This window comes from Streptomyces sp. SX-6, assembly GCF_059089585.1.
On sequence record NZ_JBTHHU010000024.1, the window covers coordinates 41,103 to 64,578 of the forward strand.

A 23,476-nucleotide genomic window follows, 5' to 3' on the forward strand; every position below is an offset into this window, starting at 1 on the left:
TTCGCCTGCACGGATATGCGTTGCTAGGCATGGTTCGTGGCGAGGGAATTGCGCGCGGTGCGCGAGGACGGCTGGGACCAGTGGTACGAGACCTTGATGCTCGCGTTCGGCGGGGTGCCCGAGCCGACCGGGGTGATCAGCCTGTGGAACGGGCTGACCGATCTGGAACGCACCATCGGGGTCTGGGAGGACGGTGAGGTCGTCGGTACGGCCGGTGCGTTCGCCTTCCGGCTGTCCGTGCCCGGCGGAGCACTGGTGCCCACGGCCGGTGTGTCCATGGTGGGCGTACGCCCGACGCACCGGTGGCGCGGTCTGCTGACGGCCATGATGCGGCGGCAGTTGGACGACATAAGGGCGTGGGGCGAGCCGCTGGCGGCGCTGACCGCCTCCGAGCAGTCGATCTACGGGCGCTTCGGCTACGGCGTGGCGACCCTCGGCATGCATGCCGAGGGTCGCCACGCCGTAGCCGAAGCGCCCGTAGATCGACTGCTCGGAGGCGGTCAGCGCCGCCAGCGGCTCGCCCCACGCCCTTATGTCGTCCAACTGCCGCCGCATCATGGCCGTCAGCAGACCGCGCCACCGGTGCGTCGGGCGTACGCCCACCATGGACACACCGGCCGTGGGCACCAGTGCTCCGCCGGGCACGGACAGCCGGAAGGCGAACGCACCGGCCGTACCGACGACCTCACCGTCCTCCCAGACCCCGATGGTGCGTTCCAGATCGGTCAGCCCGTTCCACAGGCTGATCACCCCGGTCGGCTCGGGCACCCCGCCGAACGCGAGCATCAAGGTCTCGTACCACTGGTCCCAGCCGTCCTCGCGCACCGCGCGCAATTCCCTCGCCACGAACCATGCCTAGCAACGCATATCCGTGCAGGCGAACGAATTTCGCATAAGGTTGCACCCGGGGTGCCGGGCCGACGCGCCCCAGGCTGTCGTGTCGGCGCGGCGTGAATCGACGCACCGCCGAATGGGTGGATAAGGTCCCGAAGCAATGACTGGCGGTGCGGAGACCCCGACGGCCCGGATGCGCAAAGCACTGCACCGGGCCCGCACGAGCGTGCGCAAGTCCGGAGTCGACTACTTCCGCGGCGACGGCTCCGACTGGCTCGCCCTGACCGCACTCCTGCTCTCCGTCCCCGCCTTCGCCCTCGGCACCATCGTCCAGCCCGAGTGGTGCGCCCCCTCCTCGCTCGTCCTGCCCATCGTCGCCGGCGGACTGCTGCTGCGCCCCGCCAGCCTGCTCGGCCTCTACGCCGCGGCGGCCACCGCGCTCATCGTCGAGTCCGCCGTCCTCGACCCCTACGCGTACGGCGCCGACCGCGTCACCCCGGGCACGATCCTCGTGGTGGCCGCGGTCGGCTTCTTCGGGCTGCTCATCGCCCAGTTCCGCAGCCGCGTCGGCGTGCCGTGGCGGCGCGGCGGCACGATGCTGTTCGACCTGCGCGAACGCATCCGCGTCCAGAGCAAGTTGCCCAAGCTGCCGCGCGGCTGGCACCGCGAGATGGCCCTGCGGCCGGCCGGCGGCCAGTCCTTCTCCGGCGACTTCGTCGTCGGCGCCTGCACGAACGGCGGCCGCACCCTCGAGGTCGTCCTCACCGACGTCTCCGGCAAGGGCATGGACGCCGCCTCCCGCGCCCTGCTCCTCTCCGGCGCCTTCGGCGGCCTGCTCGGCTCCCTGCCCCCGCACGCCTTCCTGCCCGCCGCCAACGGCTACCTCCTCCGCCAGGACTGGGACGAGGGCTTCGCCACCTCCGTCCACCTCGTCCTCGACCTCGAGAGCGGGGACTACGAACTCTTCTCCGCCGGCCACGTCCCCGGACTGCACCTGTGCGCGGGCACGGGGCGCTGGGAGGAGAAGTCCGCCGAGGGCCCTCTCCTCGGTGTCTACGACGGCGCGGACTTCGACTCCGTCAAGGGCACGCTGCGCCGCGGCGACGTCCTCATGCTCTTCACGGACGGCCTCGTCGAGACGTCCGAGCGCGAACTGACCGAGGGCATGGACCGCCTCACGGGCGAGGCCGACCGCTATGTCACGTCCGGTTTCGTGGGCGCGGCATGGCACTTGATCGAGGCGGTCGCGAAGGACGTCAACGATGATCGGGCGCTGTTGTTGATCTGCCGCGATTAGCGGGCGAGTTGTGTGCCCCGGTCCCGCCCTTTCTCCGTTTCCCGGGGGCTTCGCCCCCGGACCCCGCTTCGGGGGCTCCGCCCCCGGACCCCCTTGTCGCGGCTCCGCCGCTCGTCCTCAAACGCCGGACGGGCTGAGATTCAGCCCGGTTTCGGGGTCCGGGGCGGAGCCCCGGAAGAAACGGTGAAAGGGAGGGACCGGGGCACAACCCCCACCGGCCCTACCGTCCCGAGCGGAACGCCCACTCCATGCGCGGCTCCATGACCCACCGGAAAACCTTCCGCACCGGCCCCGTGCACAGCACCGTCACCACCACCACGGCAACCGCCGTCACCACAAGCTCCCCCACAGGCCCCCGAACCCACGCATACGCGTCATACCACTCGTACCAGCGCGACAACTTGATCAGAAACCCGTGCAGCAGATACCCGTACAACGTCCCCGCGCCCAGCGCCGTGAACCACGTCTCGCGGCGCGGGACCCATGCCAGGAAGCCCGCCGTGAGGGCCGCGGCGCAGGCGAACAGGGCCAGGGTCATGACGGGGGCGGTCCACGCGGGCTGGTGGAGGTCGTGGACGCTGGAGTTGCGGTAGAGCCAGCCGCTGTCCAGGCGCGGCGCCAGCCAGTACGCGGTGGCGAGCGCGCAGGCGAACAGCGGCACGGCCGCAACCCGCACCCACCCCCGCCGCAGCAGCGCGAAGTGCTCGGGCTTCACGTGCAGGCCGAGCACGAAGAACGGCAGGAACTGCATGACCCGCATGAGGTCGAAGTCACTACCGACACCCGGGGTGAGCATCCCCACGATCGCGATCGCGAACGCGACCGGCACCGGCCACCGCACGAGCTTCCAGATCGGCGTGGTCAGCCGCCACACGAACAGCGCGGCCAGGAACCAGTTCAGGTACCACGGGTTGAGCAGTGAGAACGCGTCCGGCGGCGCATCCGGCTCCAGCGCGTGCTGGAAGCCGATGTAGACGGCCTGGAAGACCAGATACGGCACGAGCACACCGGTGATCAACCGCTTCAGCTTCGCCGGGCTGAAGTCGAACCCACGCGAGAAGTAGCCGGAGATCAGGATGAACGCCGGCATGTGGAACGTGTACACGGTGTAGTACAGCGCCGTCGCCGCCCGGCTGCTGTCCGTGAGCGGCTCCCAGGCATGGCCGAGGGCGACAAGGACGATCGCCAGGTACTTCGCGTTGTCGAAGAACGGATCGCGCCGCGCCGCACCGGCGGCGTCGGTCCGGGTACGGCCGGGACCGGGGGAGCCGGAGTGCGCCGGAGGCGCCGTGGAGGTGGTGGGGGACACCCGAGGCACCCTAATCGCGGAACCGGGGTCGCGACCAAGCCACCTGGCCGAAAAGCGATTCGCCACCGACTCGGTCAATTCATCGATGAACAGTCAGGTCACCACACTGGTGGCCGAGTTGGTGGCACGATGGGTGCGGAGGGGGCCTGCGGGGCAGCGTCTCCCGAACCGGGCAGGTGCTTTCGAACCGAGGGTGTGATCGCTGTGATCATTTCGCTGTCGACCGTGTTGCTCTTGGGGATCCTCATGGTGGTGATGACGCGCAACGGCCACCTCAAGGTCTTCCCGGCCTTCATCGCGATCCTCTTCGGCTTCTTCCTCGCGTCCACCACGCTGGCCGGTTCGATCCACAGCCTCCTCGACTCGATCGCGCGGACCATAACGAACATCAAGATCTGAGAGGTTTGAGGAGAGGTCCGGGGAGAGATCCGAGGAGAAACGAAACGCCTCCGGCTGGGCGGCCGGAGGCGTGATGGAGCGGGCGACGGGAATCGAACCCGCGTAGCCAGTTTGGAAGACTGGGGCTCTACCATTGAGCTACGCCCGCGCGCGCCGCTCGAACCCCTGTGGGGCCGATGGCACTGACGTGCATCGTAGCGGGTCCCGGGGGTTCATCGCACACCCCCTTCACCGGGCCTTCGCCCGACGGCTGTTCCGTGGTCGATTCGGCATCTGCGCACCCCCGCGGGCATGTACCCTACGTCTCGCACCGACGGGGTGTGGCGCAGCTTGGTAGCGCGTCCGCTTTGGGAGCGGAAGGTCGTCGGTTCGAATCCGGCCACCCCGACCAGCAAGATCACATTGTGGGGCCCATCGTGCGTGCGGTTACTATGCAAGCTGCGCGTCTGTGTGTCTCTGTACCGGGCGCGGTCCGCTGAGAAGCTCAGCAGATTCCCAGAAGTCAGCCCCAAGGAGACCGAACCGTGAAGAGCGCCGTGGAGACCCTGAACCCGACTCGGGTTCGGCTCACTGTCGAGGTGCCCTTCGAGGAGCTCAAGGCCAGCCTCGACGCGGCGTACAAGAAGATCAACCAGCAGGTCTCGGTGCCCGGCTTCCGCAAGGGCAAGATCCCGAACCGCGTGATCGACCAGCGTTTCGGCCGCGGTGCGGTGCTGGAGGAGGCCGTCAACGACGCGCTCCCGAAGTTCTACACCGAGGCCGTCAACGAGGGTGACCTCAACCCGCTGGGTCAGCCCGAGGTCGACATCACGGAGCTGAAGGACGGCGAGCTGCTGGCCTTCACCGCCGAGGTCGACATCCGTCCGGTGCTGGAGATCCCGGACTACTCCGGTATCGAGGTCACCGTCGACGTCACCGAGGTGACCGACGAGGACATCGAGAAGTCCGTCGAGCAGCTGCGTGAGCGCTTCGCCACCACCACCGCGGTCGAGCGTGCCGCCGCCGAGGGCGACATCGTCACGGTCGACCTGGAGGCCAAGGTCGACGGCGAGGTCCTCGAGGACGGCGTCGCCACCGGCATCGACTACACCATCGGTTCCGGTGACCTGCTGGACGGCATCGACGAGGCCGTGACCGGTCTCGAGGCCGGCGCCACCGCCACCTTCACCTCCGTGCTCAAGGGCGGTTCCGCCGAGGGCAAGGAGGCCGAGGTCAAGGTCGACGTCACCGCCGTCAAGTCCCGTGAACTGCCCGCCCTGGACGACGAGTTCGCGCAGCTGGCGAGCGAGTTCGACACGCTGGACGAGCTCAAGGCCGACAGCCGTGAGCGCCTGGCCCGGATGAAGAAGTTCGACCAGGCCACCCAGGCCCAGGAGAAGGTCCTGGACGAGCTGCTGAAGCTGGTCGAGGTCCCGATGCCCGAGAAGCTGCTCGAGGACGAGGTCAACACTCGTAAGCACAACCTCGAGCACCACCAGCTCGGTCAGATGGGCCTGACCCTGGACAAGTACCTGGAGATCCAGGGCAAGTCCGCCGAGGAGTTCGACGCCGAGCTCAAGGAGCAGGCTGAGAAGGGCATCAAGACCCAGTTCATCCTCGACGAGATCGTCAACAAGGAGAAGCTGTCGGTCGGCCAGGAGGAGCTCACCGAGCACCTGATGCGCCGCGCCCAGTCCTCCGGCATGTCCCCGGACCAGTTCGCCCAGGCGGTCGTCCAGGGCGGCCAGGTCCCGATGCTCGTCGGTGAGGTCGCCCGCGGCAAGGCCCTCGCGACCGTCGTCGAGGCCGCCACCGTCAAGGACACCAACGGCGAGATCGTCGACCTCGAGGACGAGGACGACGAGACCGAGGCAGCCGCCGAGGTCGTCGAGGCCGCCGAGGGCACCGAGGCCTGATCCTCGCCCCGCGGCAGCCGAGCTGTTCGTACGGGCCCGGCCGCGTCCCCTGCCCCGGGGGCGCGGCCGGGCCCGTACGCGCTCCCGCCGCCGCCCGGAACCTGCGCTCAGAGCGAACAGTTCCCCATGCGGGATGGCGCCCGCCGACCAGCGCGTTAGGGTCCGTAGATACGAGGGCAGGGGAAGACTTGGAGTGCGCCGGAGCGTACCGGCCCATGCGACCCCCGGCCCCGAGTGAAGACGCGGAGACGGCCCGTTGCCGTCAGAGACGAGCAGGTGGATCACGTGATGAATCTGATGCCTTCCGCCGCCGGCGGGCCTTCCATCGGTGGTGGCCTCGGCGACCAGGTCTACAGCCGGCTGCTCGACGAGCGGATCATCTTCCTCGGCCAGCAGGTCGACGACGACATCGCCAACAAGATCACGGCGCAGATGCTCCTCCTGGCCGCGGACCCGGACAAGGACATCTACCTCTACATCAACAGCCCCGGCGGTTCGGTGACGGCGGGCATGGCGGTCTACGACACCATGCAGTACATCCCGAACGACGTGGTCACCATCGGCATGGGCCTGGCCGCCTCGATGGGCCAGTTCCTGCTGACCGGCGGCACCCCCGGCAAGCGCTTCGCGCTGCCGAACACCGACATCCTCATGCACCAGGGCTCCGCGGGCCTCGGCGGCACGGCCACGGACATCAAGATCCAGGCCGAGCAGCTGCTCCGCACCAAGAAGCGCATGGCGGAGATCACGGCCCTGCACACCGGCCAGACCGTGGAGACGATCATCCGCGACGGCGACCGCGACCGCTGGTTCACCGCGGACGAGGCCAAGGAGTACGGGATCATCGACGAGATCATCACGCACGCGGCCGGCGTTCCGGGCGGCGGCGGCACCGGGGCCTGATCCCCGGCAGTACCGCTCTACAGCCGTATCCCAGCCCACCGCACCGATCGCCATCAGGATGGTGAACACCCGCATGAACAACTTCTCCGCCCCCAGCGGCCTCTACACGGGCCCCCAGGCCGAGGCCCGCTATGTGGTCCCGCGTTTCGTCGAGCGCACCTCCCAGGGTGTCCGCGAGTACGACCCGTACGCGAAGCTCTTCGAGGAGCGCGTGATCTTCCTGGGCGTCCAGATCGACGACGCCTCCGCCAACGACGTCATGGCGCAGCTGCTGTGCCTGGAGTCGATGGACCCCGACCGTGACATCTCGATCTACATCAACTCGCCCGGCGGCTCGTTCACCGCGCTGACCGCCATCTACGACACGATGCAGTTCGTGAAGCCCGACATCCAGACGGTCTGCATGGGCCAGGCGGCCTCCGCCGCGGCCATCCTGCTGGCCGCCGGTACGCCGGGCAAGCGCATGGCGCTCCCCAACGCCCGGGTGCTGATCCACCAGCCGTCCAGCCAGACCGGCCGGGAGCAGCTCTCCGACCTGGAGATCGCTGCGAAGGAGATCATGCGCATGCGTACCCAGCTGGAGCAGATGCTGGCCAAGCACTCCACCCAGCCCGTCGAGAAGATCCGCGACGACATCGAGCGCGACAAGATTCTCACCGCTGAGGACGCGCTCGCGTACGGTCTCGTTGACCAGATCGTTTCGACGCGCAAGTCGTCAGTATCCGTCTGATGCCCGTCTGAGTACGGTGTCTCGGACACAGTGCCGCCGGTACCCCCCTTGGCCCGAGGAGAGTGCAAGGGGGGCCCGCACGGGGGGCCCGGCAAGGTACCGTCGATAGGCAAGCACTCGGGTTCGCAGAACAAGGCGGATCCCAGGCGAAGGGGAAGCACCTCGTGGCACGCATCGGTGACGGCGGCGATCTGCTCAAGTGCTCGTTCTGCGGGAAGAGCCAGAAGCAGGTGAAGAAGCTCATCGCGGGTCCTGGTGTGTACATCTGCGACGAGTGCATCGATCTCTGTAACGAGATCATCGAGGAAGAGCTGGCGGAGACCTCCGAGGTGCGCTGGGAGGAACTCCCCAAGCCCCGTGAGATCTACGAATTCCTCGAGGGCTATGTCGTCGGCCAGGAAGCCGCCAAAAAGGCCCTGTCGGTCGCCGTCTACAACCACTACAAGCGGGTGCAGGCCGGCGAGACCGGTCACGGCGGCCGCGACGACGGTATCGAACTGGCCAAATCCAACATTCTTCTGCTCGGCCCCACGGGCTCGGGCAAGACGCTGCTCGCGCAGACGCTCGCGCGCATGCTGAACGTCCCGTTCGCGATCGCCGACGCGACCGCGCTGACGGAGGCCGGCTATGTCGGCGAAGACGTCGAGAACATCCTGCTGAAGCTGATCCAGGCCGCGGACTACGACGTCAAGAAGGCCGAGACCGGCATCATCTACATCGACGAGATCGACAAGGTCGCCCGTAAGAGCGAAAATCCTTCGATCACCCGGGACGTCTCCGGCGAGGGCGTCCAGCAGGCGCTCCTGAAGATCCTGGAGGGCACCACGGCCTCCGTCCCCCCTCAGGGCGGCCGTAAGCACCCGCACCAGGAATTCATCCAGATCGACACGACGAACGTGCTGTTCATCGTGGGCGGTGCCTTCTCCGGCCTGGAGAAGATCATCGAATCCCGGGCCGGCGCCAAGGGCATCGGCTTCGGCGCCACCATCCGCTCCAAGCGCGAGATCGAGGCGAGCGACCAGTTCCAGGAGGTCATGCCGGAGGACCTGGTGAAGTTCGGGATGATCCCGGAATTCATCGGCCGGCTCCCGGTCATCACCTCCGTGCACAACCTCGACCGTGCGGCTCTCCTCCAGATCCTCGTCGAGCCGCGCAACGCGCTGGTGAAGCAGTACCAGCGCCTCTTCGAACTCGACGGAGTGGAGCTGGACTTCGACCGCCCGGCGCTCGAGGCCATTGCCGATCAGGCCATCCTCCGTGGCACGGGTGCGCGAGGGTTGCGCGCCATCATGGAGGAGGTGCTGATGTCCGTCATGTACGAGGTGCCTTCGCGCAAGGACGTCGCCCGGGTCGTCATCACCGCGGACGTGGTGCAGTCGAATGTGAACCCGACTCTGGTGCCGAGGTCTCGCGGGAGCGAGCCGGGAGAGCGGCACGAGAAGAGCGCGTGATTTCGCGAAAAGGGGCCCGGCATCCTGTGCCGGGCCCCTTTTCGTACGTTCACGCGTTGTGCTGCTGCCACTCGCGGTAGACGTCGGTGGCGGCGTCACGCGGCTCGTAGCGCATCGGCAGTCGGCGCTGCTGCCACGGCTTGGCGAACTCTTCGTAGAACGTGCCGAGTTCGAAGTACTTGCGGTCGTCCACGTAGTGCGGCGCGTAGTCGTCGCGGGTGGTGAGGAAGACGACCTCGTCGGGCGAGCAGTAATAGAGCGAGCCGAGACACATCGGGCACGGGTGCGCGAGCACATAGATGGTCGTGCCGGTGAGGTGCTCGGTGCCGAGCTTGGTGCATGCCTCGCGGATGGCGAGGATCTCGGCGTGCGCGGTGGGGTCGTTGGTCTGCGCGACCTTGTTGGCGCTCTCGGCGAGGATCTCGCCGTCCTTCACGATGACGGTCGCGAACGGCCGTCCGCCCTCGGCGATGTTGGCCCGGGCGAGATCGATGGTGCGCTGGATGAAGTCCATGGGTTCGGTCTCCCGGGTGTCAGAACGGCTTGGTCGGCAGGTACTTGCCGTCGAGCGTGATGACGGCGCGCTCGCCGCCCTCGGGGTCGGCGACCTTCTTCACGTCCAGCTTGAAGTTGATCGCGGAGATGATGCCGTCACCGAACTGCTCGTGGACCAGGGCCTTGAGGGTGGTGCCGTAGACCTGGAGCATCTCGTAGAAGCGGTAGATGGTCGGGTCGGTGGGGATGCCGCCGGGGATGGAGCCGCGGTTCGGGATGGTCTGCAGCGTCATCGCGTCGTCGGCGTCCAGGCCGAGGAGCTCGGCGACGGCCTTGGCCGAGGCCTCGGGCAGCGGGTGCTGGCCGAGCACGGCGGCGGTGACGAAGGCGACCGACAGGCCCGCGGCGTCGGCTATCTGCTGCCAGGACAGGTCCTTGCGGACCTTCGCCTCGACGGCCTTGGCGGCCAGGGCCTGGCGAGCGGTGTTGTCGAACTGGGCGTGCACCATGGGAAGGGTTTCCTTTCGGGGATGGGTTGTGGGTTGTGGGGAGTGGTTCGAAGGGGTCAGGCCGCGAGGGCGGACGACCGGCCGGCGAGGTCGAGTTCGTCGACGGTGCCGCTGCCGATGTCGTAGCACCAGCCGTGCAGCGTGACCGTGCCCTGTTCCAGGGCGCGGGCCACCGAGGGGTGGGTGACCAGGTTCGCCAGCTGGGCGCGGACGTTGCTCCGTACGAGAGCGTCCACTCCGGGAGCGGTGGTGCGGGCCCGGGCGGCGTCGGCGTGGCGCAGCCAGTCCGCGGTCGTCGGCATGGCGCCCAGGTCGTGGCCTTCGGCCAGGGCGGTCATCGCGCCGCAGGCGGAGTGCCCGCAGACGATGATGTCCGTCACGCCCAGGGCGGCGACCGCGTATTCGATGCTGGCCGCGATGCCGTCCGTGCGGGGTGCGTAGGCGGGCACGAGGTTGCCTGCCGTACGGATGACGAACAGCTCGCCGGGCTCACAGCCGGTGATCAGCTCGGGGACGACGCGGGCGTCGGAGCAGCCGATGAACAGCGTGTGCGGCGTGTGGTGGGTGGCCAGGTGGGCGAAGAGCCCGGCCTTGGCGGGGAAGACCTCCCGCTGGAAGCGGTCGATTCCCTGGGCGAGATGACGCATGACCTCTCACTCCCTTCGATCGGGGTGTCGGTGGGGGGCCGACGTCATTCACTGTGCATGACCTCGACCTATAGTGTCCAAGACTCAATACCACTGGCTGCTATCGATGCCATCTATGGTTGGGGATATGAAGCCGGAACTACGTCACCTGCGCTATCTGCTCGCGGTCGCCGAGCACGCCAACTTCACCCGCGCCGCCGAAGAGCTGCGCATCTCGCAGCCCACCCTGTCCCAGCAGGTCAGGCAGCTGGAGAAGGCCTTGGGCGTCCAATTGCTGGACCGTACCGGCCGCACCGTGCGCCTCACGGACGCCGGCCAGGCGTACGTCCACTACGCCCAGCGCGCCCTGCAGGACCTCGCGGCGGGCGAGCGGGCCGTGCTGGACGTCCAGGACCTGTCGCGGGGCAGCCTGCGCCTCGCCGTGACGCCGACGTTCACGGCGTACCTGGTCGGCCCGCTGGTGGAGCGGTTCCACGCCGCGCACCCCGGGATCGCGCTGACGGTGCGGGAGATGACCCAGGACCGGATCGAATCGGCGCTGATGGGCGACGAGTTGGACCTCGGCATCGCCTTTGGCGGCGCGCACCTGCCGGGGGTCGCCGCCGAGGAGCTGTTCACGGAGACGCTCAGCCTGGTCGTGGGCGACGGGTCTTGTCGTGCGCCGCTGCCCGTGGCCGAGCTGGAGCAGCGGCAACTCGCGCTGCTCAGCACCGACTTCGCCACGCGCCGCCACATCGACGAGCACTTCGCGGCATGCGGGGTGCGCCCGAGGATCGCCATTGAGGCGGACTCCGTCCACGCGCTCGTCGAGATCGTCACCCGGACCGGGCTCGCCACGGTGCTCCCGGACGCGATCGCCCACGCCCGGCCCGACCTGCACCCCGTACCCCTGGAGCCCGCGCTGCCCGCGCGTACGGTCACCCTGCTCCGGCGCGACACCGCGTACCAGAGCGCTGCGGCACGGGCGTTCGCGGAGCTCGCGAGGGCGGCGGGAACGGGGTCGCGCCGCGATGGGTGACTGACGAATCGGGTACCGGTTTCCGCCCGAGAACTGCCCTCAGCCGTGAGGAAAGCGGTACCCGGTTCGCCCGCGCTGTCCGACCCCCTCGGCACACTGGCACCATGCTCACCACCCTCGCCGTCGAGAACTACCGCTCCCTGCGCCGCCTGATCGTCCCGCTGGGCCGCCTCAACGTGATCACCGGCGCGAACGGTGCCGGCAAGTCCAGCCTCTACCGGGCCCTGCGGCTGCTCGCCGCGTCCGCCCAGGGCGGCGCGGTGGCGGCGCTGGCGCGCGAGGGCGGGCTGCCCTCGGTGCTGTGGGCGGGGGAGAGGAAGGGCACAGGCCGCTCGCCGGCCGTCAGCCTCCGCCTCGGCTTTTCCGGGGACGAATTCAGCTACGCGGTCGACTTCGGGCACCCCATCCCGACCTCGGGCGGTGGGGGCGCGCCGTCCCTGTTCAACCTCGACCCCGAGATCAAGCGCGAGTGCACCTGGGCAGGCCCCGTGCTGCGTCCCGCCGCACTGCTGTCGGACCGCTCCGGCCCCGCCGTACGCACCCGCACCGCCGACGGCACCTGGCACCAGTCGGTGAACGCCCTCCGCCCGTACGACAGCATGCTCAGCGAGCTCGCCGACCCGCAGCTCGCCCCCGACCTGCTGCGGCTGCGCGAGCACCTGCGGTCCTGGCGGTTCTACGACCACGTACGCACCGATGCCCATGCCCCCGTCCGCAGCGCCCGGATCGGTACGCGTACGCCCGTGCTCGGCCACGACGGTGCGGACCTCGCGGCCGCGCTGCAGACGATCCGCGAGATCGGCGACCACGAGGCCCTGGATGCCGCCGTGGACGCGGCGTTCCCCGGCAGCCGGGTGGAGATCGACGGCGAGAGCGGCCGGTTCGAGCTGCGGCTGCGCCAGAGCGGCCTGCTGCGCCCGCTCGGCGCGGACGAGCTGTCGGACGGTACCCTGCGCTACCTGCTGTGGGCGGCGGCGCTGCTCACGCCCCGGCCGCCCGCGCTGCTCGTTCTCAACGAGCCGGAGTCCAGCCTCCACCCGGACCTGCTGCCCCCGCTGGCCGACCTGCTCCTCACCGCCGCCCGGGACACCCAGATCGTCGTGGTCACGCACGCGCCGGGCCTCGCCGAGGCCCTCGCCCGAGGTGCCCGGCGCCACCGGCTCGACGTCAACTCCATCGGCCTGGTCAAGGACGCCCTCGGGCAGACGGGCGTTGCGGGCCGGGAGGGCCCGCTCGACGAGCCGTCGTGGCACTGGCCCAAGCGGTGACGCACGGGGCTCAGGGGATTTCGACGCGGGCGTCATGGCGGACCTTGACGGCCAGCTCCGCCGCCTGGTCCAGAGGGGTGGCCTGGCCGCTGAGCAGAGCCGCGGCATCGGTGAACATGATGATGCCGGTGGTGCTGTGGTCGGCCCAGACACAGATGGGCAGCTTGAGTTCCTTGCCGGTGCTCACCGGGGAGGCGTAGTACTGACACTTGACGACGGCGTCGTCATCGAGCCCGCTCGGCGAGAACCGAGCGGAAAAGCCTTCCATCTTCCCCTTTTTGAGCTTCACTTTCAGGGAGTCGAGCGAGCTGTCCACCACCCACTCCGGGTTCTTGATCTCGCCCCAGACGCCGATGAGATGGAGGCGCTTCGTGGTGCCCGTGTCCACGCCGGCCTTGTACTCGGCGATGGTTCCCTCCGCGTTGTGGACGCCCTTCCCTTCGAAGTCTGCCTTGTCACCGGAGTTGAAGTCCTGCGGTGTGCTGGAGGCGTCCTTGCGGAAATCGGTGGCCAGTGTGTCGGGAGCGGTCAGCTTGTAGCGCTTGCCGCTGCCGCTCTGGGTGGGGGACGGAGTGCCACCGTTGGCCGTTGTGTGCTTGCCGTGCCGGGCGGGCGAGTCGGAGCCGTTGTCACCTATGAGGTAGAAGGCGCCGCCGACGATCGCCCCGACCAGAACCGCAGCACCGATCCCGATGGCTAAGGCCTTGCCCTTGCCGCCACTGTCTCCCGTCGGGGGTATGGGCGGCGGCAGGTACGGCGGGGGCATGCCGGGCTGCTGGCCGTACGGCGGCGGTGCTCCATAGGGGCCGGGCTGTTGTTGTGGCTGCCCGTAAGGGAGTTGCTGGGGCTGCTGGGCGTACGGGTTCGGCTGCGGGGGCTGGCCGTATGGGTTGGGCTGGTTGTAGCTCATGTCGTTCCCTTCGGGGCCAATCGCCGTGCCGAGGCTGCCATTTTGGGATCTTAGCCGTGGCCTCGGACAGCCCTCTTGGCGGACATGATGCTGCTGGTGGTGGGGGGGAGCGGGGCACGGGCGGTCGCTATCCGGCCGTGCCCCGGCCTGGCGGCTACTTCGCCTTACGAACCTCGCCGCGCACGGTGGCCGTTGCGTCGGCCAGGTCCTTCGCCGTCATCACGTCGGGCGTGATGTTGCTGTTGCCGATGCCGACAGCGGCGTCGCTCTTGCTGACCGTGTTCTGGACGATCCCGACGGCGCTGGAATCTCCCCATATGCACGTCGAGACCTCAACCTTGACCGCATTGTCGACAACCGTGGAGGTGAACGTTGTGGCCTTGCACTTCATCACCGCGCTGCTGCCGTCGAAGCCTGACGGGTGGAATTCGTTGAGGGGGGTCACCGTACTGACCCTGACGTTCGCCTTGTTCTTGCTGACCTTGTCCGCGTACGTCTTCTCCTGCTTGTCGAGACGTGCCGCATAGTCGTCAACGGCCTTGCCGGGATCGGTGATTTTGCCGTAGGTGCCCGTGACCGCCAGCCCCAGCTTGTCGCTGGTCTCATAGGCGGCGCCGACGGTCGTGCCGCCAGGTATGTCGGCGTTCTGGGCGAGTTGGTCGGTCGCCGCCTTCGTGGTCAGCTTCGAGTACTTCCCGTCGAGCAACGTGTCCGTCAGCGCGATGGTGTAGGGCTTCACTTTGTCGTCGCTGCTTCCCTTGCCAAGGAAGGTGTATGCGCCACCCGCCGTCGCGCCCAGGAGCGCAACGGCGCCGATCGTGAGCCCGGCCGTCTTCTTCATGAGGTTCCCTTCGGGTCCAACCGCTTTGGGCATGCGGCTACTTCTCGTTACGGACCTTGCGCACTACAGCCGTCCGCTATGCAGGCGGGGCGTAGGTGGGGAGCGCTTTGCCGGTGGCGGAGGTTACCAGCGGTTACGCCGCTGAGCAGGGGGGCCGTTTGGCGGTGGCCGTGGACTTGTACCGGAAGGGTGCTTATGACCGGCGCGGAGGGTGAGTTATGGCACTTACCTCTCCTCGCCCCGCGCTTCGCTCACTCATCGAGGCAATCCGCAAGGAAACGGGCATCCCGGGCTAGGACTTGCATGTACGCGTCGGCGGCGCAGAGGACGGGGCGTTCGCTACCGGTGGCGAAGTCGAGGTCGGTGCGGATGTGGTCGATGAGCGCGTCCCAGCGGTCGCGGGGGACGGTGCCGATGGTGAGTTGCTCGGCGCGTGACTGAGCCTCGGCGAGCATCAGCTCGAGGTGCTCGCGGAGGGTGCGGGTGAGTTCGTCGATCTCGCTGCGGCGGGGGCGGACGATCCGTTCCGCGAGGGCGCGGCGGGTGACGGCGCGGATCGTGACGAGGTCGAGGGGGATGTTCTCTCCGGTCATGAGGGTTGCCGGTGGCAGGGGATGCTTTGAGTGATCGGGTCGCATCGGTGTGGCTCCTGGGGGTGTGGGTCTTCGCTGCTTCCCAGTCAAGGCCGCAGAGGGGCGCGGGGCCCAGGGCAGAACATGGGCAGTTACCGACGAGCGGCCGGACAGTTTTACCTACGGGACAGCGGTTGCCGTGGCTGTCAGTTCTTTGCGCTCAGACCCGAGGGGGCCGGATGGGCCGACAGCGGAACACCACGTTGGAAGGCTTGCTGGATGCGTATGGGTTGAGCCAGCAGGAACTCGCCAGGGAGGTCAATCGGGTCGTTGCCGAGATGTGTGGATCGCCAGGTGACTGCACTGACCGTCACGTACGGCGCTGGATCTCGGGTGAGGTGCGATGGCCATGGACGCGCTATCTCTTGGCACTTCAGCGAATCTTCGACAAGCCTGCCGAGGCAATGGGGTTTGTCCCTCGGGGCAAGAGCACTCGGCTTCCCGTACCGCCTCGGACCTCCGTCCCTGTACCGGAGGAGGACCCAGCGCAGCGCACGTTCCTCGCCGGAGCTCTTGTCACGACCCTGGGTATTGACCAAGTGCCTCAGCGCGGGCGTCTTGGCGCAAGCGATATCGAGCGGATCGAGCGGACGATCAGTCTGCTGGATGCCCACTTCAACGGGTTTGGCGGCGTGGCTACCATCGACGTGGCGACCGACTACCTCCGTCGCCTGCGTCACGTGCTGGATCACTGCTTTTATGGAAGTACTGTCGAAAAGGCGCTGTATCGAGCCATTGGGGCCGTGGCTGGCTGTGCGGGATGGTCTGCCCACGACAGTGGCCGGTGTGACGAGGCTGCACGGTTGCGGAATGAGGCCCTCCAGGCCGCGGTTCTCGCAGGTGATCGGGTCGCGGGAACTCGTGCTTGGTCCGATCTTGCAGCTCAGGCTGAGCAGGCTGGGCGGCCTGCCGAGGCTGCTCGTATCAATCGGACCGCTTTGAGCGAACGTCACATTCGACAGCACCCGTTGATTGCCACGTTGTTGCACTCGCGATTGGCCGACTGCCTGGGGTCCACGGGAGACCCTTCGGGCATGGGACGTCACCTCGCAGCTGCTGAGCGGGTCTTTGATCGTGCTGGTGCAGCCGATTCCTCGAGTTGGCTGGCCTTCGTTACTCCGGCCGAAGTCAGTGGTCTTGCGGCCCTGGCTCATCAAAGTGCAGGTTGTTACGACCGTGCTGAGCACCTCACGACGCAAACACTTGAACTGCTTGGCGCTGAATTCACGCGAAACCGCACCTTTTACACCGTCTTGCTTGCCGAACTACAGCTTGCCCGGGGTGATTTGGAACAGGCAGCGGCTGCTGTTGCTGCCGCAATGACTGCAACCACGACCAGTAGCCGTGTGACTCAGCGCCTTGAGCATGTGGCAGAAGCTCTTGCACACTCAACGAAAGGCAGGCCATGAGCAGCTTGAATCGCGACGTGCGGCAGTACGCAGGCCGAGAGGTCAAGTCCATCCGAGAGCTCCTGCTCGACGTGCACGACGAGGTATACACCGACAGCGGTGATCCACTGGCCGACCGCGCTCAGTTCGCCGGTTTCCTGGATCACTGGTCCGGCCTCCCCGGCTTCTCCTGCGTCGTCGGTTACGACGCTGGAGAGCCGGTGGGCTACGCGTACGGCGCCCCGTTGAGCGCGTCCACGGCATGGTGGGCGACCGTTGAACCGCGCCCGGAGGAACCCTTCGCCGCTGAGACCGGCACCAGGACCTTCGCCTTGTCCGAGCTCATGGTCCGCACGCCATGGCGTGGGACCGGGTACGCCCGCCGTATCCACGACGAACTGCTCGTCGGCCGCCCCGAGGAGCGTGTCACACTCCTGGTGCACCAGATGCATGCCAAGGTACGGGCGCTCTACGAAGAGTGGGGCTATGAGGCGGTGGGGAGGACCACACCGGACTTTCCCGACGCCCCTGAACTGTGTGCCATGGTGCGGCCAATGAACAAATAGCTCGGCTCACTTGATCTCGACGCGCGCGTCCTGCCGCACCCTTGCCGCGATGCCCGCAGCCTCCTCGATCGTCGTGCTCTTGCCGGACGTCACCGCGGAAGGATCCACGAGCATCGTGAGGGCGACCGTGCTGTGGTCGGCCCAGACGCAGAACGGGGTCCTGAAGCCCTTCGGTGCTGCGGGGTTGCCCACCATCTTGATGTACTGGCACTTCATGACGGCGTTGTCGAGACCGCTGGGGGACACCTTCTGCGGAGTGCCCTCGAGTTCGCCCTTTCCGCCGTTGCCGGTGGAGGAGTCCTTTTTCGCCTCGTCCGCCATGACCTTGAACATACCGTCGACCACAGCGTCGGGGTCCTTCACCTCACCCCAGACGCCGCCGAATTGGAGCACCCTCGGGGCGAATCCGCTGGACTTGTACGAGGCGCTGGCGTCCTGCGGATTCTTGACGCCCAGCTCTTCGAACTTGGACTTGTCCCTCGCTGTGGAGAAACCGCCGTCGTCGCCTTCGGAGGCGTCCTTCTTGAACTCACCCGCGACCGTGTCCGGAGCCGTGAGCTTGTAGCGCTTTCCATCGTCGGCGACGGAGCTGCTGCCCTTGTCGCTGTTGGTGAAGAGGAGCATGCCGCCGATGACGGCGCCCACGACGGCCACGGCGCCTACCGCCAGGCCTATGACGACACCCTTGCTCTTGCCGCCGCCGCTCTGCGGGGGCATGGGCGGCGGCGGGGGGTAATACGGCTGCTGCTGGGGCGGTTGGGCCGGTGGGGGATAGCCGTAGCCGGGCTGGCCCGTGGGGCCGTTCTGGCCATAGGGGTTGGGCTGGTTCGGCTGGCCGTACGGGTTGGGCTGGTCGTAGCTCATCTCGTTCCCTTCGGAGCCCATCGCCTTGCAGGGGTGTTGCTACTTCTCCTTGCGAACCTCGTCGCGCACCTTGACCGTGGCCTCGGACAGTTCCTTGGCGGACATCACGTTGCCGGTCTCGGAGCGGGAGTTGCCCGTGTCGTAGACAGAGCTTGCCTCCACCGTCATGTCCTCGACCAGGGTCACCGCGCTGGAGTCGCCCCAGATGCAGATGCTGGCGTTCGTGGCCGTGGTGAAGGCGCCGTTCGCCCTGGTGGACTTCTCGGTCTGGCACTTCATCGTGACGCCGTCGAAGCCTGCCGGGTGGAATTCTGCCCAGGGTGTGACGACCTCGACCTTTTCATCGCTGGGTGCGTTCTCGTCGTGCCGGGCCGCCCAGGCGTCTACCGACTTCTGAGGGTCGGATATTCCGCCGTAGATACCGACCACGATCATGGTCTTCTTCTGGGGGCCGTAGTAACTGTTGGACACCTGAGTCCCGTTGTGAATTCCCAGGCGATTGTTGCTCAGCTGTTTGGGGTCGGTGTCCTTGCCGTGCTTGGCGTACGTGCCGTCCAGCAGCTTTTCGGGCAGCGTGACCGTGTACGGCTTCACGCCGTCGATGGGGGCGTCGCCCTTGACGTAGAGGTAGCCGCCCGCGAGTGCGCCCACGAGGACGACGGCAGCCGCGGAAATGCCGATCACCTTCGCGTCGTTGCTGCCGCCGCTCTTCGGGGGCAAAGGCGGCTGGCCCGGAGGGGTGTGGCCGCTCCCGTAGGGGCCGGGGTCTCCGGCCGGGAGGGAGGGGCTCGGGGTATTGCTCATGGTTCTTTCCTCCGGGCCAACCACCTTGTGCGGTTGGCTACTTGTCCTTGCGGACTTCGGTGCGGACCTTGGCCGTGAGGTCGGCCAGGTCCTTGGCGGACAGCGGGTCCGCCGAGGACGAGCCGACGCCGCCGGTGATGCCGCCGGTCATCTTCTGGGTCACGTGCTGGACCACGGTCAGGGCGCTGGAGTCCCCCCAGATGCAGGTGCTGATGTTGACCGAGCTTGACATGGTGCCGAAGGAGGTCGAGGTCTTCTCGGCCTTGCACTTCATGACGGCACCGTCGAAGCCGCTCGGGTGGAACTCGGTCCAGTCCGTGACGGTTTCTTTCTGGCCGGCCCCCATGGTCCCCTGGTTCTTCTTGGAGGACTCGTCCATCTTCGCGATCATCGCGTCGGTCGACTTCTTCGGGTCGGAGATGTCGCCGTACATGCCGATGATCATCATCCGCTGCTTGTCGTCGTTGGAGTAACTCCCGACGACACCCGTGCCGTTGGAGACGCCCAGCTCCTTGGCCTTGTCGTTGTTGGCGAGGCTCTCGGTCTGCTTTTGCGGGTCGGCGGACGGAGCCTTCGTGTACTTCCCGTCCGCCAGCTTGTCCTGCAGCACGATCGTGTACGGCTTCACATTGCCGTCACTGCTACCGCCCTTGAGGAACACGAACGCGCCGCCCGCGATCGCGCCCACGAGCACCACCGCTCCGATCACGATGCCGACCGTCTTGCCCTTGCCGCCGCCCTGCGGCGGTACCGGGGCCGGGTACGGGGCCTGCATCGGCATGCCCGGCTGCTGGCCGTACGGCCCCTGCGGCGGAGCGCCGTACGGCGGCTGCTGGGGCGGGGCGCCGTACGGGGCCTGCGGGGGCTGCTGGCCGTACGGGTTGCCCTGCGGGTAGCCGTAGCCGGGCTGGCCCGGGGCGCCGCCCTGGCCGTACGGGTTGGGGCCCCGGGGAGGCTGGGGCGGCTGGCCGTAGGGACCCGGCTGGTGGTTGCTCATGGTGTGTCTGTGTCTCTCTCGTTCGCTGTGGGGCGCGCACGCGTCATTGCGTCGCGACATCCTTGCCGACGGCTTATTCCGGCTTTACAGCGGGGGAGCAACGGTTTTGGAACAGTCGCAGAGGGGAGGGTGGTTGAGCCCCAAGGGTCCTATTTGTCTTTGCGGATTTCGTTGCGCACCTTGGCGGCCGCCTCGGACAGCTCCTTCGCCGACATCGCGTTGCCGGTGGCGTTCGGCTTGATGCCCTTCGCGGTGGCGGGCAGGCCGGTGGTCTTCGTAACCGAGTGCTGGACGGCGCCCAGGGCGCTGCCGTCGGCCCACATGCACTGGGCGAACTCGGACGAGAGCGAGGCGAGGCCCATGTTCATCGTGCTCTTCGAGGACGTGCATTTCATGACCGCGCCGTCCATGCCGGCCGGGTGGAACTCGGTCCAGGGTGTGACGGTCTCCGTCTTGATGCCGGACTCCTCGGAGCCGCCCTTCGACTTGGCCACCATGGCGTCGAGGGTCTTGGCGGGGTCGGCGATCGTGCCGTAGGCGCCGAAGATGTTCAGGTTCTGCTTCTTGTCGTTGATGTACGCGCCCCCGACGGCCTTGCCGTCGACGATGCCCATCATCTTGGCGGTCTTGTCCCTGGCCAGGTCCTCGGGGGCCTCGTCGTTGTCGGAGGACTCCTTGTCCTGGGCGTACTCGCCGCCGAGGAGCTTCTCCGGCATCACGATCGTGTAGGGCTTCGTGCCATCGTCACCGTCGTCGCCGGTGAAGAACCAGAGCCCGGCACCCGCGACCGCGAGCGCGCCCGCCGTGATGGCGATCACCCTGCCTCTGCCTCCGCCTCGCGGGGCCGGGTGATCCATCGGGGCTATGGGGGTGGTGCTCATGTTGCCCCATCTTTCCCGACGTCTTACCTGCGCTTTACCCCGGGGGTGAAACCGGTCGTGGGCTGTCGGACCTGCCCCGTAGAATTTCGCCCGTGACCGATAACACTCAGCAGCCGAACAGCAGCACCCCCGAACTGCCGACCCAGTACGCGCCGGCCGAAGTAGAGGGGCCGCTGTACGAGCGCTGGGTAGAGCGGGGCTACTTCACGGCCGACGCCTCGAGCGAGAAGAAGCCGTACACGATCGTCATCCCCCCGCCCAACGTCACCGGCTCCCTCCACCTGGGCCACGCCTTCCAGCACACGCTGATGGACGCCCTCACCCGCCGCAAGCGCATGCAGGGCTTCGAGGCCCTGTGGCTGCCCGGCATGGACCACGCCGGCATCGCCACGCAGAACAAGGTCGAGCAGCAGCTCGCCGAGGAGGGCAAGTCCCGCCACGACCTCGGCCGTGAGGCGTTCACCGACCGCGTGTGGCAGTGGAAGGAGGAGTACGGCGGCAGGATCCTCGGCCAGATGCGCCGGCTCGGCGACGGCGTGGACTGGTCGCGCGAGCGCTTCACCATGGACGAGGGTCTGTCCAAGGCCGTCCAGACGATCTTCAAGCGGCTCTACGACGACGAGCTGATCTACCGCGCCGAGCGCATCATCAACTGGTGCCCCCGCTGCCTCACCGCGATCTCCGACATCGAGGTGGAGTACCAGGAGGACGACGGCGAGCTCGTCTCCATCCGCTACGGCGAGGGCGAGGACTCGCTGGTCGTCGCCACCACCCGCGCCGAGACGATGCTGGGTGACACGGCCGTGGCCGTCCACCCGGAGGACGAGCGGTACGCGCACCTCATCGGCAAGCACATCAAGCTGCCGCTGACCGACCGCACGATCCCCGTCGTGGCCGACACGCACGTCGACCCGGAGTTCGGGACGGGCGCGGTCAAGGTGACGCCGGCCCACGACCCCAACGACTTCGCCATCGGCCAGCGCCACAACCTGCCGTCGATGACCGTGATGGACGAGCGCGGCAACATCACCGTCCACGGCCCGTTCCTCGGCCTGGACCGCTTCGAGGCGCGCTCCGCGATCGTCCGCGCGCTGCGCGAGCAGGGCCGGATCGTCGCCGAGAAGCGTCCGTACGTCCACTCCGTCGGCCACTGCTCCCGGTGCAGCACGACCATCGAGCCGCGGCTGTCGATGCAGTGGTGGGTCAAGGTCGGTCCGCTGGCACAGGCCGCCGGTGACGCCGTCCGCGACGGCCGGGTGAAGATCCACCCCGAGGACATGTCGAAGCGCTACTTCGACTGGGTGGACAACATGCACGACTGGTGCATCTCCCGCCAGCTGTGGTGGGGCCACCGGATCCCCGTCTGGTACGGCCCGGACGGCGAGGTCGTCTGTGTCGGACCGGACGAGCAGCCGCCGTCGGGCGAGGGCTGGCACCAGGACACGGACGTCCTCGACACCTGGTTCTCCTCCGGCCTGTGGCCGTTCTCCACGCTGGGCTGGCCCGAGAAGACGCCGGACCTGGAGAAGTTCTACGGCACCGACGTCCTGCTCACCGGCCACGACATCATCTTCTTCTGGGTCGCCCGGATGATGATGTTCGGCCTCTACGCGATGGACGGCGTCGCGCCGTTCCACACCATCGCCCTCACCGGCCTGGTGCGCGACGAGCGCGGCAAGAAGATGTCGAAGTCCTTCGGCAACGTCGTCGACCCGCTGGACTGGATGGACGCGTACGGGTCCGACGCCGTCCGCTTCACTCTCGCCAAGGGCGCCAACCCCGGTACGGACGTGCCGATCGGCGAGGACTGGGTCCAGGCGTCCCGCAACTTCGCCAACAAGATCTGGAACGCGACCCGCTTCGCGCTGATGAACGGCGCGACGGTGGAGGGCGAACTGCCGCCCGCCGAGCAGATGTCGGCCACCGACCGCTGGATCCTGTCCCGGCTCAACGCGACCGTCGCCGAGGTGGACGCGTTCTACGAGGACTACCAGTTCGCCAAGCTGTCGGACGCGCTCTACCACTTCGCGTGGGACGAGGTCTTCGACTGGTACGTCGAGCTGTCCAAGACCACGTTCATGGGCGGCGGCGAGCAGGCCAAGGTGTCGGCGCGGGTCCTCGGCGAGGTTCTGGACGTCACGCTGAAGCTGCTCCACCCGGTCGTCCCGTTCGTCACCGAGACGCTGTGGACCACGCTCACGGGCAAGGAGTCGCTCGTCGTCGCCGACTGGCCGAAGGACAGCGGCTTCCGTGACGCGGCTGCCGAGACCGAGATCGAGAACCTCCAGCAGGTCATCACCGAGGTCCGCCGCTTCCGCGCCGACCAGGGCCTGCAGCCCGGCCAGCGGGTGCCGGCCGAGCTCGACCTGAGCGGCACGTCGCTGGCCGCGCACGAGGGTGCGATCCGCCAGCTGCTGCGCCTGCAGCCGGCGGAGGAGGGCTTCACCGCGACGGCGACGCTGCCGGTCGCCGGGGCGACGGTCGCGCTCGACCTGTCGGGCACGATCGACGTCGAGGCGGAGCGCAAGCGCCTGGCCAAGGCGCTGGCCGCGGCCGAGAAGGACAAGACGCAGTGCACGGCCAAGCTGGGTAACGAGGCGTTCCTGGCCAAGGCGGCCGAGCAGGCGGTGGAGAAGATCCGTACGCGGCTGGCCAAGGCCGAGGCCGACATCGAGCGGATCACCGCGCAGCTGGCCTCCCTGCCGCAGGGCTGAGACGGCTGATACAGCGAAGGCCTCGCACTCCTCTCAAGAGGGGTGCGAGGCCTTCGCCGTTGTCGGCCAACGGGCCGGTGCCTGTCCGGCGGCCTGGACCCAGCTGCGGGGGCACCGACACGAG

22 protein-coding genes, 2 tRNA genes and 2 pseudogenes are annotated in these 23,476 nt (G+C 67.8%); 13 read left to right on the top strand and 13 right to left on the bottom strand.

The features are described 5' to 3' along the window. Positions 1–36 precede the first annotated feature (36 nt). Positions 37–450: pseudogene (locus ACV530_RS25305) on the top strand (GNAT family N-acetyltransferase); the annotation flags it as partial. A gap of 63 nt (positions 451–513) precedes the next feature. Here ACV530_RS25305 and ACV530_RS25310 read toward each other — a convergent pair. Then, positions 514–786, bottom strand: a pseudogene (locus ACV530_RS25310) (GNAT family N-acetyltransferase); the annotation flags it as partial. Between the two features lie 208 nt (positions 787–994). On the opposite strand from ACV530_RS25310, the gene ACV530_RS25315 reads away from it, so the two are divergent. Then, positions 995–2,131: a PP2C family protein-serine/threonine phosphatase gene (locus ACV530_RS25315; protein ID WP_494334937.1), complete on the top strand. Its 1,137-nt coding sequence runs from the start codon at positions 995–997 to the stop codon at positions 2,129–2,131. 220 nt (positions 2,132–2,351) lie between these two features. Here ACV530_RS25315 and ACV530_RS25320 read toward each other — a convergent pair whose 3' ends face one another. After that, positions 2,352–3,440, bottom strand: a complete 1,089-nt coding sequence (locus tag ACV530_RS25320) for an acyltransferase family protein (protein WP_494334936.1) — start codon at positions 3,438–3,440, stop codon at positions 2,352–2,354. Between the two features lie 204 nt (positions 3,441–3,644). On the opposite strand from ACV530_RS25320, the gene ACV530_RS25325 reads away from it, so the two are divergent. After that, positions 3,645–3,839 carry a hypothetical protein gene (locus tag ACV530_RS25325; protein WP_494334935.1) on the top strand — a complete coding sequence of 65 codons (195 nt, stop codon included), beginning with the start codon at positions 3,645–3,647 and terminating at the stop codon, positions 3,837–3,839. Between the two features lie 74 nt (positions 3,840–3,913). Here ACV530_RS25325 and ACV530_RS25330 read toward each other — a convergent pair. Beyond that, a tRNA-Gly gene (locus ACV530_RS25330) sits at positions 3,914–3,987 on the bottom strand. A gap of 166 nt (positions 3,988–4,153) precedes the next feature. Here ACV530_RS25330 and ACV530_RS25335 point away from each other — a divergent pair. The 5 genes from ACV530_RS25335 (at position 4,154) to clpX (ending at position 8,818) form a co-directional block, all read left to right on the top strand. Beyond that, positions 4,154–4,230: transfer RNA gene (locus ACV530_RS25335), tRNA-Pro, on the top strand. Between the two features lie 133 nt (positions 4,231–4,363). Next, positions 4,364–5,734, top strand: coding sequence for a trigger factor (gene tig, locus ACV530_RS25340; RefSeq protein WP_494334934.1), 1,371 nt, complete (start codon positions 4,364–4,366; stop codon positions 5,732–5,734). A gap of 297 nt (positions 5,735–6,031) precedes the next feature. After that, a complete protein-coding gene (locus ACV530_RS25345; protein WP_494334966.1) occupies positions 6,032–6,637 on the top strand; it encodes an ATP-dependent Clp protease proteolytic subunit in 606 nt (201 codons plus the stop codon). A gap of 58 nt (positions 6,638–6,695) precedes the next feature. Then, positions 6,696–7,367 carry an ATP-dependent Clp protease proteolytic subunit gene (locus ACV530_RS25350; protein WP_494334933.1) on the top strand — a complete coding sequence of 224 codons (672 nt, stop codon included), beginning with the start codon at positions 6,696–6,698 and terminating at the stop codon, positions 7,365–7,367. A gap of 164 nt (positions 7,368–7,531) precedes the next feature. Next, positions 7,532–8,818, top strand: a complete 1,287-nt coding sequence (gene clpX / locus ACV530_RS25355) for an ATP-dependent Clp protease ATP-binding subunit ClpX (protein ID WP_494334932.1) — start codon at positions 7,532–7,534, stop codon at positions 8,816–8,818. 49 nt (positions 8,819–8,867) lie between these two features. Here the strand turns inward: clpX and ACV530_RS25360 are convergent, their stop codons facing one another. From ACV530_RS25360 to ACV530_RS25370, 3 genes are read right to left on the bottom strand one after another with little or no spacing between them, the layout of a single operon-like run. Further along, positions 8,868–9,332 carry a nucleoside deaminase gene (locus tag ACV530_RS25360; RefSeq protein ID WP_494334931.1) on the bottom strand — a complete coding sequence of 155 codons (465 nt, stop codon included), beginning with the start codon at positions 9,330–9,332 and terminating at the stop codon, positions 8,868–8,870. Between the two features lie 19 nt (positions 9,333–9,351). Further along, on the bottom strand, positions 9,352–9,822 hold the full coding sequence (cynS, locus tag ACV530_RS25365) for a cyanase (RefSeq protein ID WP_494334930.1): 471 nt from the start codon (positions 9,820–9,822) through the stop codon (positions 9,352–9,354). Between the two features lie 56 nt (positions 9,823–9,878). After that, a complete protein-coding gene (locus tag ACV530_RS25370) occupies positions 9,879–10,469 on the bottom strand; it encodes a carbonic anhydrase (protein ID WP_494334929.1) in 591 nt (196 codons plus the stop codon). 127 nt (positions 10,470–10,596) lie between these two features. Between ACV530_RS25370 and cynR the strand changes: the two genes are divergently transcribed. Together cynR and ACV530_RS25380 are read left to right on the top strand one after the other, a co-directional pair. Continuing rightward, complete coding sequence (gene cynR, locus ACV530_RS25375; protein WP_494334928.1) at positions 10,597–11,487, top strand: transcriptional regulator CynR; 891 nt, start codon at positions 10,597–10,599, stop codon at positions 11,485–11,487. A 104-nt stretch (positions 11,488–11,591) separates the two neighbouring features. Further along, positions 11,592–12,755: an AAA family ATPase gene (locus tag ACV530_RS25380; protein WP_494334927.1), complete on the top strand. Its 1,164-nt coding sequence runs from the start codon at positions 11,592–11,594 to the stop codon at positions 12,753–12,755. Positions 12,756–12,765: 10 nt separating this feature from the next. On the opposite strand, the gene ACV530_RS25385 is transcribed toward ACV530_RS25380, so the two are convergent. The 3 genes from ACV530_RS25385 to ACV530_RS25395 all read right to left on the bottom strand — a co-directional run bounded on the left by ACV530_RS25385 (position 12,766) and on the right by ACV530_RS25395 (position 15,099). Further along, a complete protein-coding gene (locus ACV530_RS25385) occupies positions 12,766–13,665 on the bottom strand; it encodes a hypothetical protein (RefSeq protein ID WP_494334926.1) in 900 nt (299 codons plus the stop codon). Positions 13,666–13,819: 154 nt separating this feature from the next. Next, on the bottom strand, positions 13,820–14,506 hold the full coding sequence (locus ACV530_RS25390; protein ID WP_494334925.1) for a hypothetical protein: 687 nt from the start codon (positions 14,504–14,506) through the stop codon (positions 13,820–13,822). A 251-nt stretch (positions 14,507–14,757) separates the two neighbouring features. Further along, positions 14,758–15,099 (bottom strand): DUF6415 family natural product biosynthesis protein, encoded by a 342-nt coding sequence (locus ACV530_RS25395; RefSeq protein WP_494334924.1) that lies wholly within the window; start codon positions 15,097–15,099, stop codon positions 14,758–14,760. Positions 15,100–15,317: 218 nt separating this feature from the next. On the opposite strand from ACV530_RS25395, the gene ACV530_RS25400 reads away from it, so the two are divergent. Next, a complete protein-coding gene (locus ACV530_RS25400; RefSeq protein WP_494334923.1) occupies positions 15,318–16,547 on the top strand; it encodes an NsdA family TPR-like regulatory protein in 1,230 nt (409 codons plus the stop codon). Further along, a complete protein-coding gene (locus ACV530_RS25405; RefSeq protein ID WP_494334922.1) occupies positions 16,544–17,092 on the top strand; it encodes a GNAT family N-acetyltransferase in 549 nt (182 codons plus the stop codon). The genes ACV530_RS25400 and ACV530_RS25405 overlap by 4 nt, the downstream gene beginning before the upstream one ends. A 6-nt stretch (positions 17,093–17,098) precedes the next feature. Here the strand turns inward: ACV530_RS25405 and ACV530_RS25410 are convergent, their stop codons facing one another. From ACV530_RS25410 to ACV530_RS25425, 4 genes are all read right to left on the bottom strand, one after another. After that, positions 17,099–17,956, bottom strand: a complete 858-nt coding sequence (locus ACV530_RS25410) for a hypothetical protein (RefSeq protein ID WP_494334921.1) — start codon at positions 17,954–17,956, stop codon at positions 17,099–17,101. Positions 17,957–17,995: 39 nt separating this feature from the next. Then, positions 17,996–18,760, bottom strand: coding sequence for a hypothetical protein (locus ACV530_RS25415; protein ID WP_494334920.1), 765 nt, complete (start codon positions 18,758–18,760; stop codon positions 17,996–17,998). A gap of 37 nt (positions 18,761–18,797) precedes the next feature. After that, positions 18,798–19,757, bottom strand: a complete 960-nt coding sequence (locus tag ACV530_RS25420) for a hypothetical protein (protein WP_494334919.1) — start codon at positions 19,755–19,757, stop codon at positions 18,798–18,800. 149 nt (positions 19,758–19,906) lie between these two features. After that, positions 19,907–20,638 carry a hypothetical protein gene (locus tag ACV530_RS25425; protein ID WP_494334918.1) on the bottom strand — a complete coding sequence of 244 codons (732 nt, stop codon included), beginning with the start codon at positions 20,636–20,638 and terminating at the stop codon, positions 19,907–19,909. A 92-nt stretch (positions 20,639–20,730) separates the two neighbouring features. Here ACV530_RS25425 and ACV530_RS25430 point away from each other — a divergent pair, with 92 nt between their 5' ends. Continuing rightward, the gene (locus ACV530_RS25430; RefSeq protein ID WP_494334917.1) at positions 20,731–23,352 is read left to right on the top strand and encodes a valine--tRNA ligase; all 2,622 of its coding nucleotides are present in this window, start codon (positions 20,731–20,733) and stop codon (positions 23,350–23,352) included. Positions 23,353–23,476 lie beyond the last annotated feature (124 nt).

Coding starts and splice junctions, on each gene's coding strand:
- ACV530_RS25315 (WP_494334937.1), top strand. CDS start 995: ATGACTGGCGGTGCGGAGACCCCGACGGCCCGGATGCGCAAAGCACTG.
- ACV530_RS25345 (WP_494334966.1), top strand. CDS start 6,032: ATGCCTTCCGCCGCCGGCGGGCCTTCCATCGGTGGTGGCCTCGGCGAC.
- ACV530_RS25350 (WP_494334933.1), top strand. CDS start 6,696: ATGGTGAACACCCGCATGAACAACTTCTCCGCCCCCAGCGGCCTCTAC.
- ACV530_RS25360 (WP_494334931.1), bottom strand. CDS start 9,332: ATGGACTTCATCCAGCGCACCATCGATCTCGCCCGGGCCAACATCGCC.
- cynS (WP_494334930.1), bottom strand. CDS start 9,822: ATGGTGCACGCCCAGTTCGACAACACCGCTCGCCAGGCCCTGGCCGCC.
- ACV530_RS25370 (WP_494334929.1), bottom strand. CDS start 10,469: ATGCGTCATCTCGCCCAGGGAATCGACCGCTTCCAGCGGGAGGTCTTC.
- cynR (WP_494334928.1), top strand. CDS start 10,597: ATGAAGCCGGAACTACGTCACCTGCGCTATCTGCTCGCGGTCGCCGAG.
- ACV530_RS25380 (WP_494334927.1), top strand. CDS start 11,592: ATGCTCACCACCCTCGCCGTCGAGAACTACCGCTCCCTGCGCCGCCTG.
- ACV530_RS25385 (WP_494334926.1), bottom strand. CDS start 13,665: ATGAGCTACAACCAGCCCAACCCATACGGCCAGCCCCCGCAGCCGAAC.
- ACV530_RS25390 (WP_494334925.1), bottom strand. CDS start 14,506: ATGAAGAAGACGGCCGGGCTCACGATCGGCGCCGTTGCGCTCCTGGGC.
- ACV530_RS25395 (WP_494334924.1), bottom strand. CDS start 15,099: ATGACCGGAGAGAACATCCCCCTCGACCTCGTCACGATCCGCGCCGTC.
- ACV530_RS25400 (WP_494334923.1), top strand. CDS start 15,318: ATGGGCCGACAGCGGAACACCACGTTGGAAGGCTTGCTGGATGCGTAT.
- ACV530_RS25405 (WP_494334922.1), top strand. CDS start 16,544: ATGAGCAGCTTGAATCGCGACGTGCGGCAGTACGCAGGCCGAGAGGTC.
- ACV530_RS25410 (WP_494334921.1), bottom strand. CDS start 17,956: ATGAGCTACGACCAGCCCAACCCGTACGGCCAGCCGAACCAGCCCAAC.
- ACV530_RS25415 (WP_494334920.1), bottom strand. CDS start 18,760: ATGAGCAATACCCCGAGCCCCTCCCTCCCGGCCGGAGACCCCGGCCCC.
- ACV530_RS25420 (WP_494334919.1), bottom strand. CDS start 19,757: ATGAGCAACCACCAGCCGGGTCCCTACGGCCAGCCGCCCCAGCCTCCC.
- ACV530_RS25425 (WP_494334918.1), bottom strand. CDS start 20,638: ATGAGCACCACCCCCATAGCCCCGATGGATCACCCGGCCCCGCGAGGC.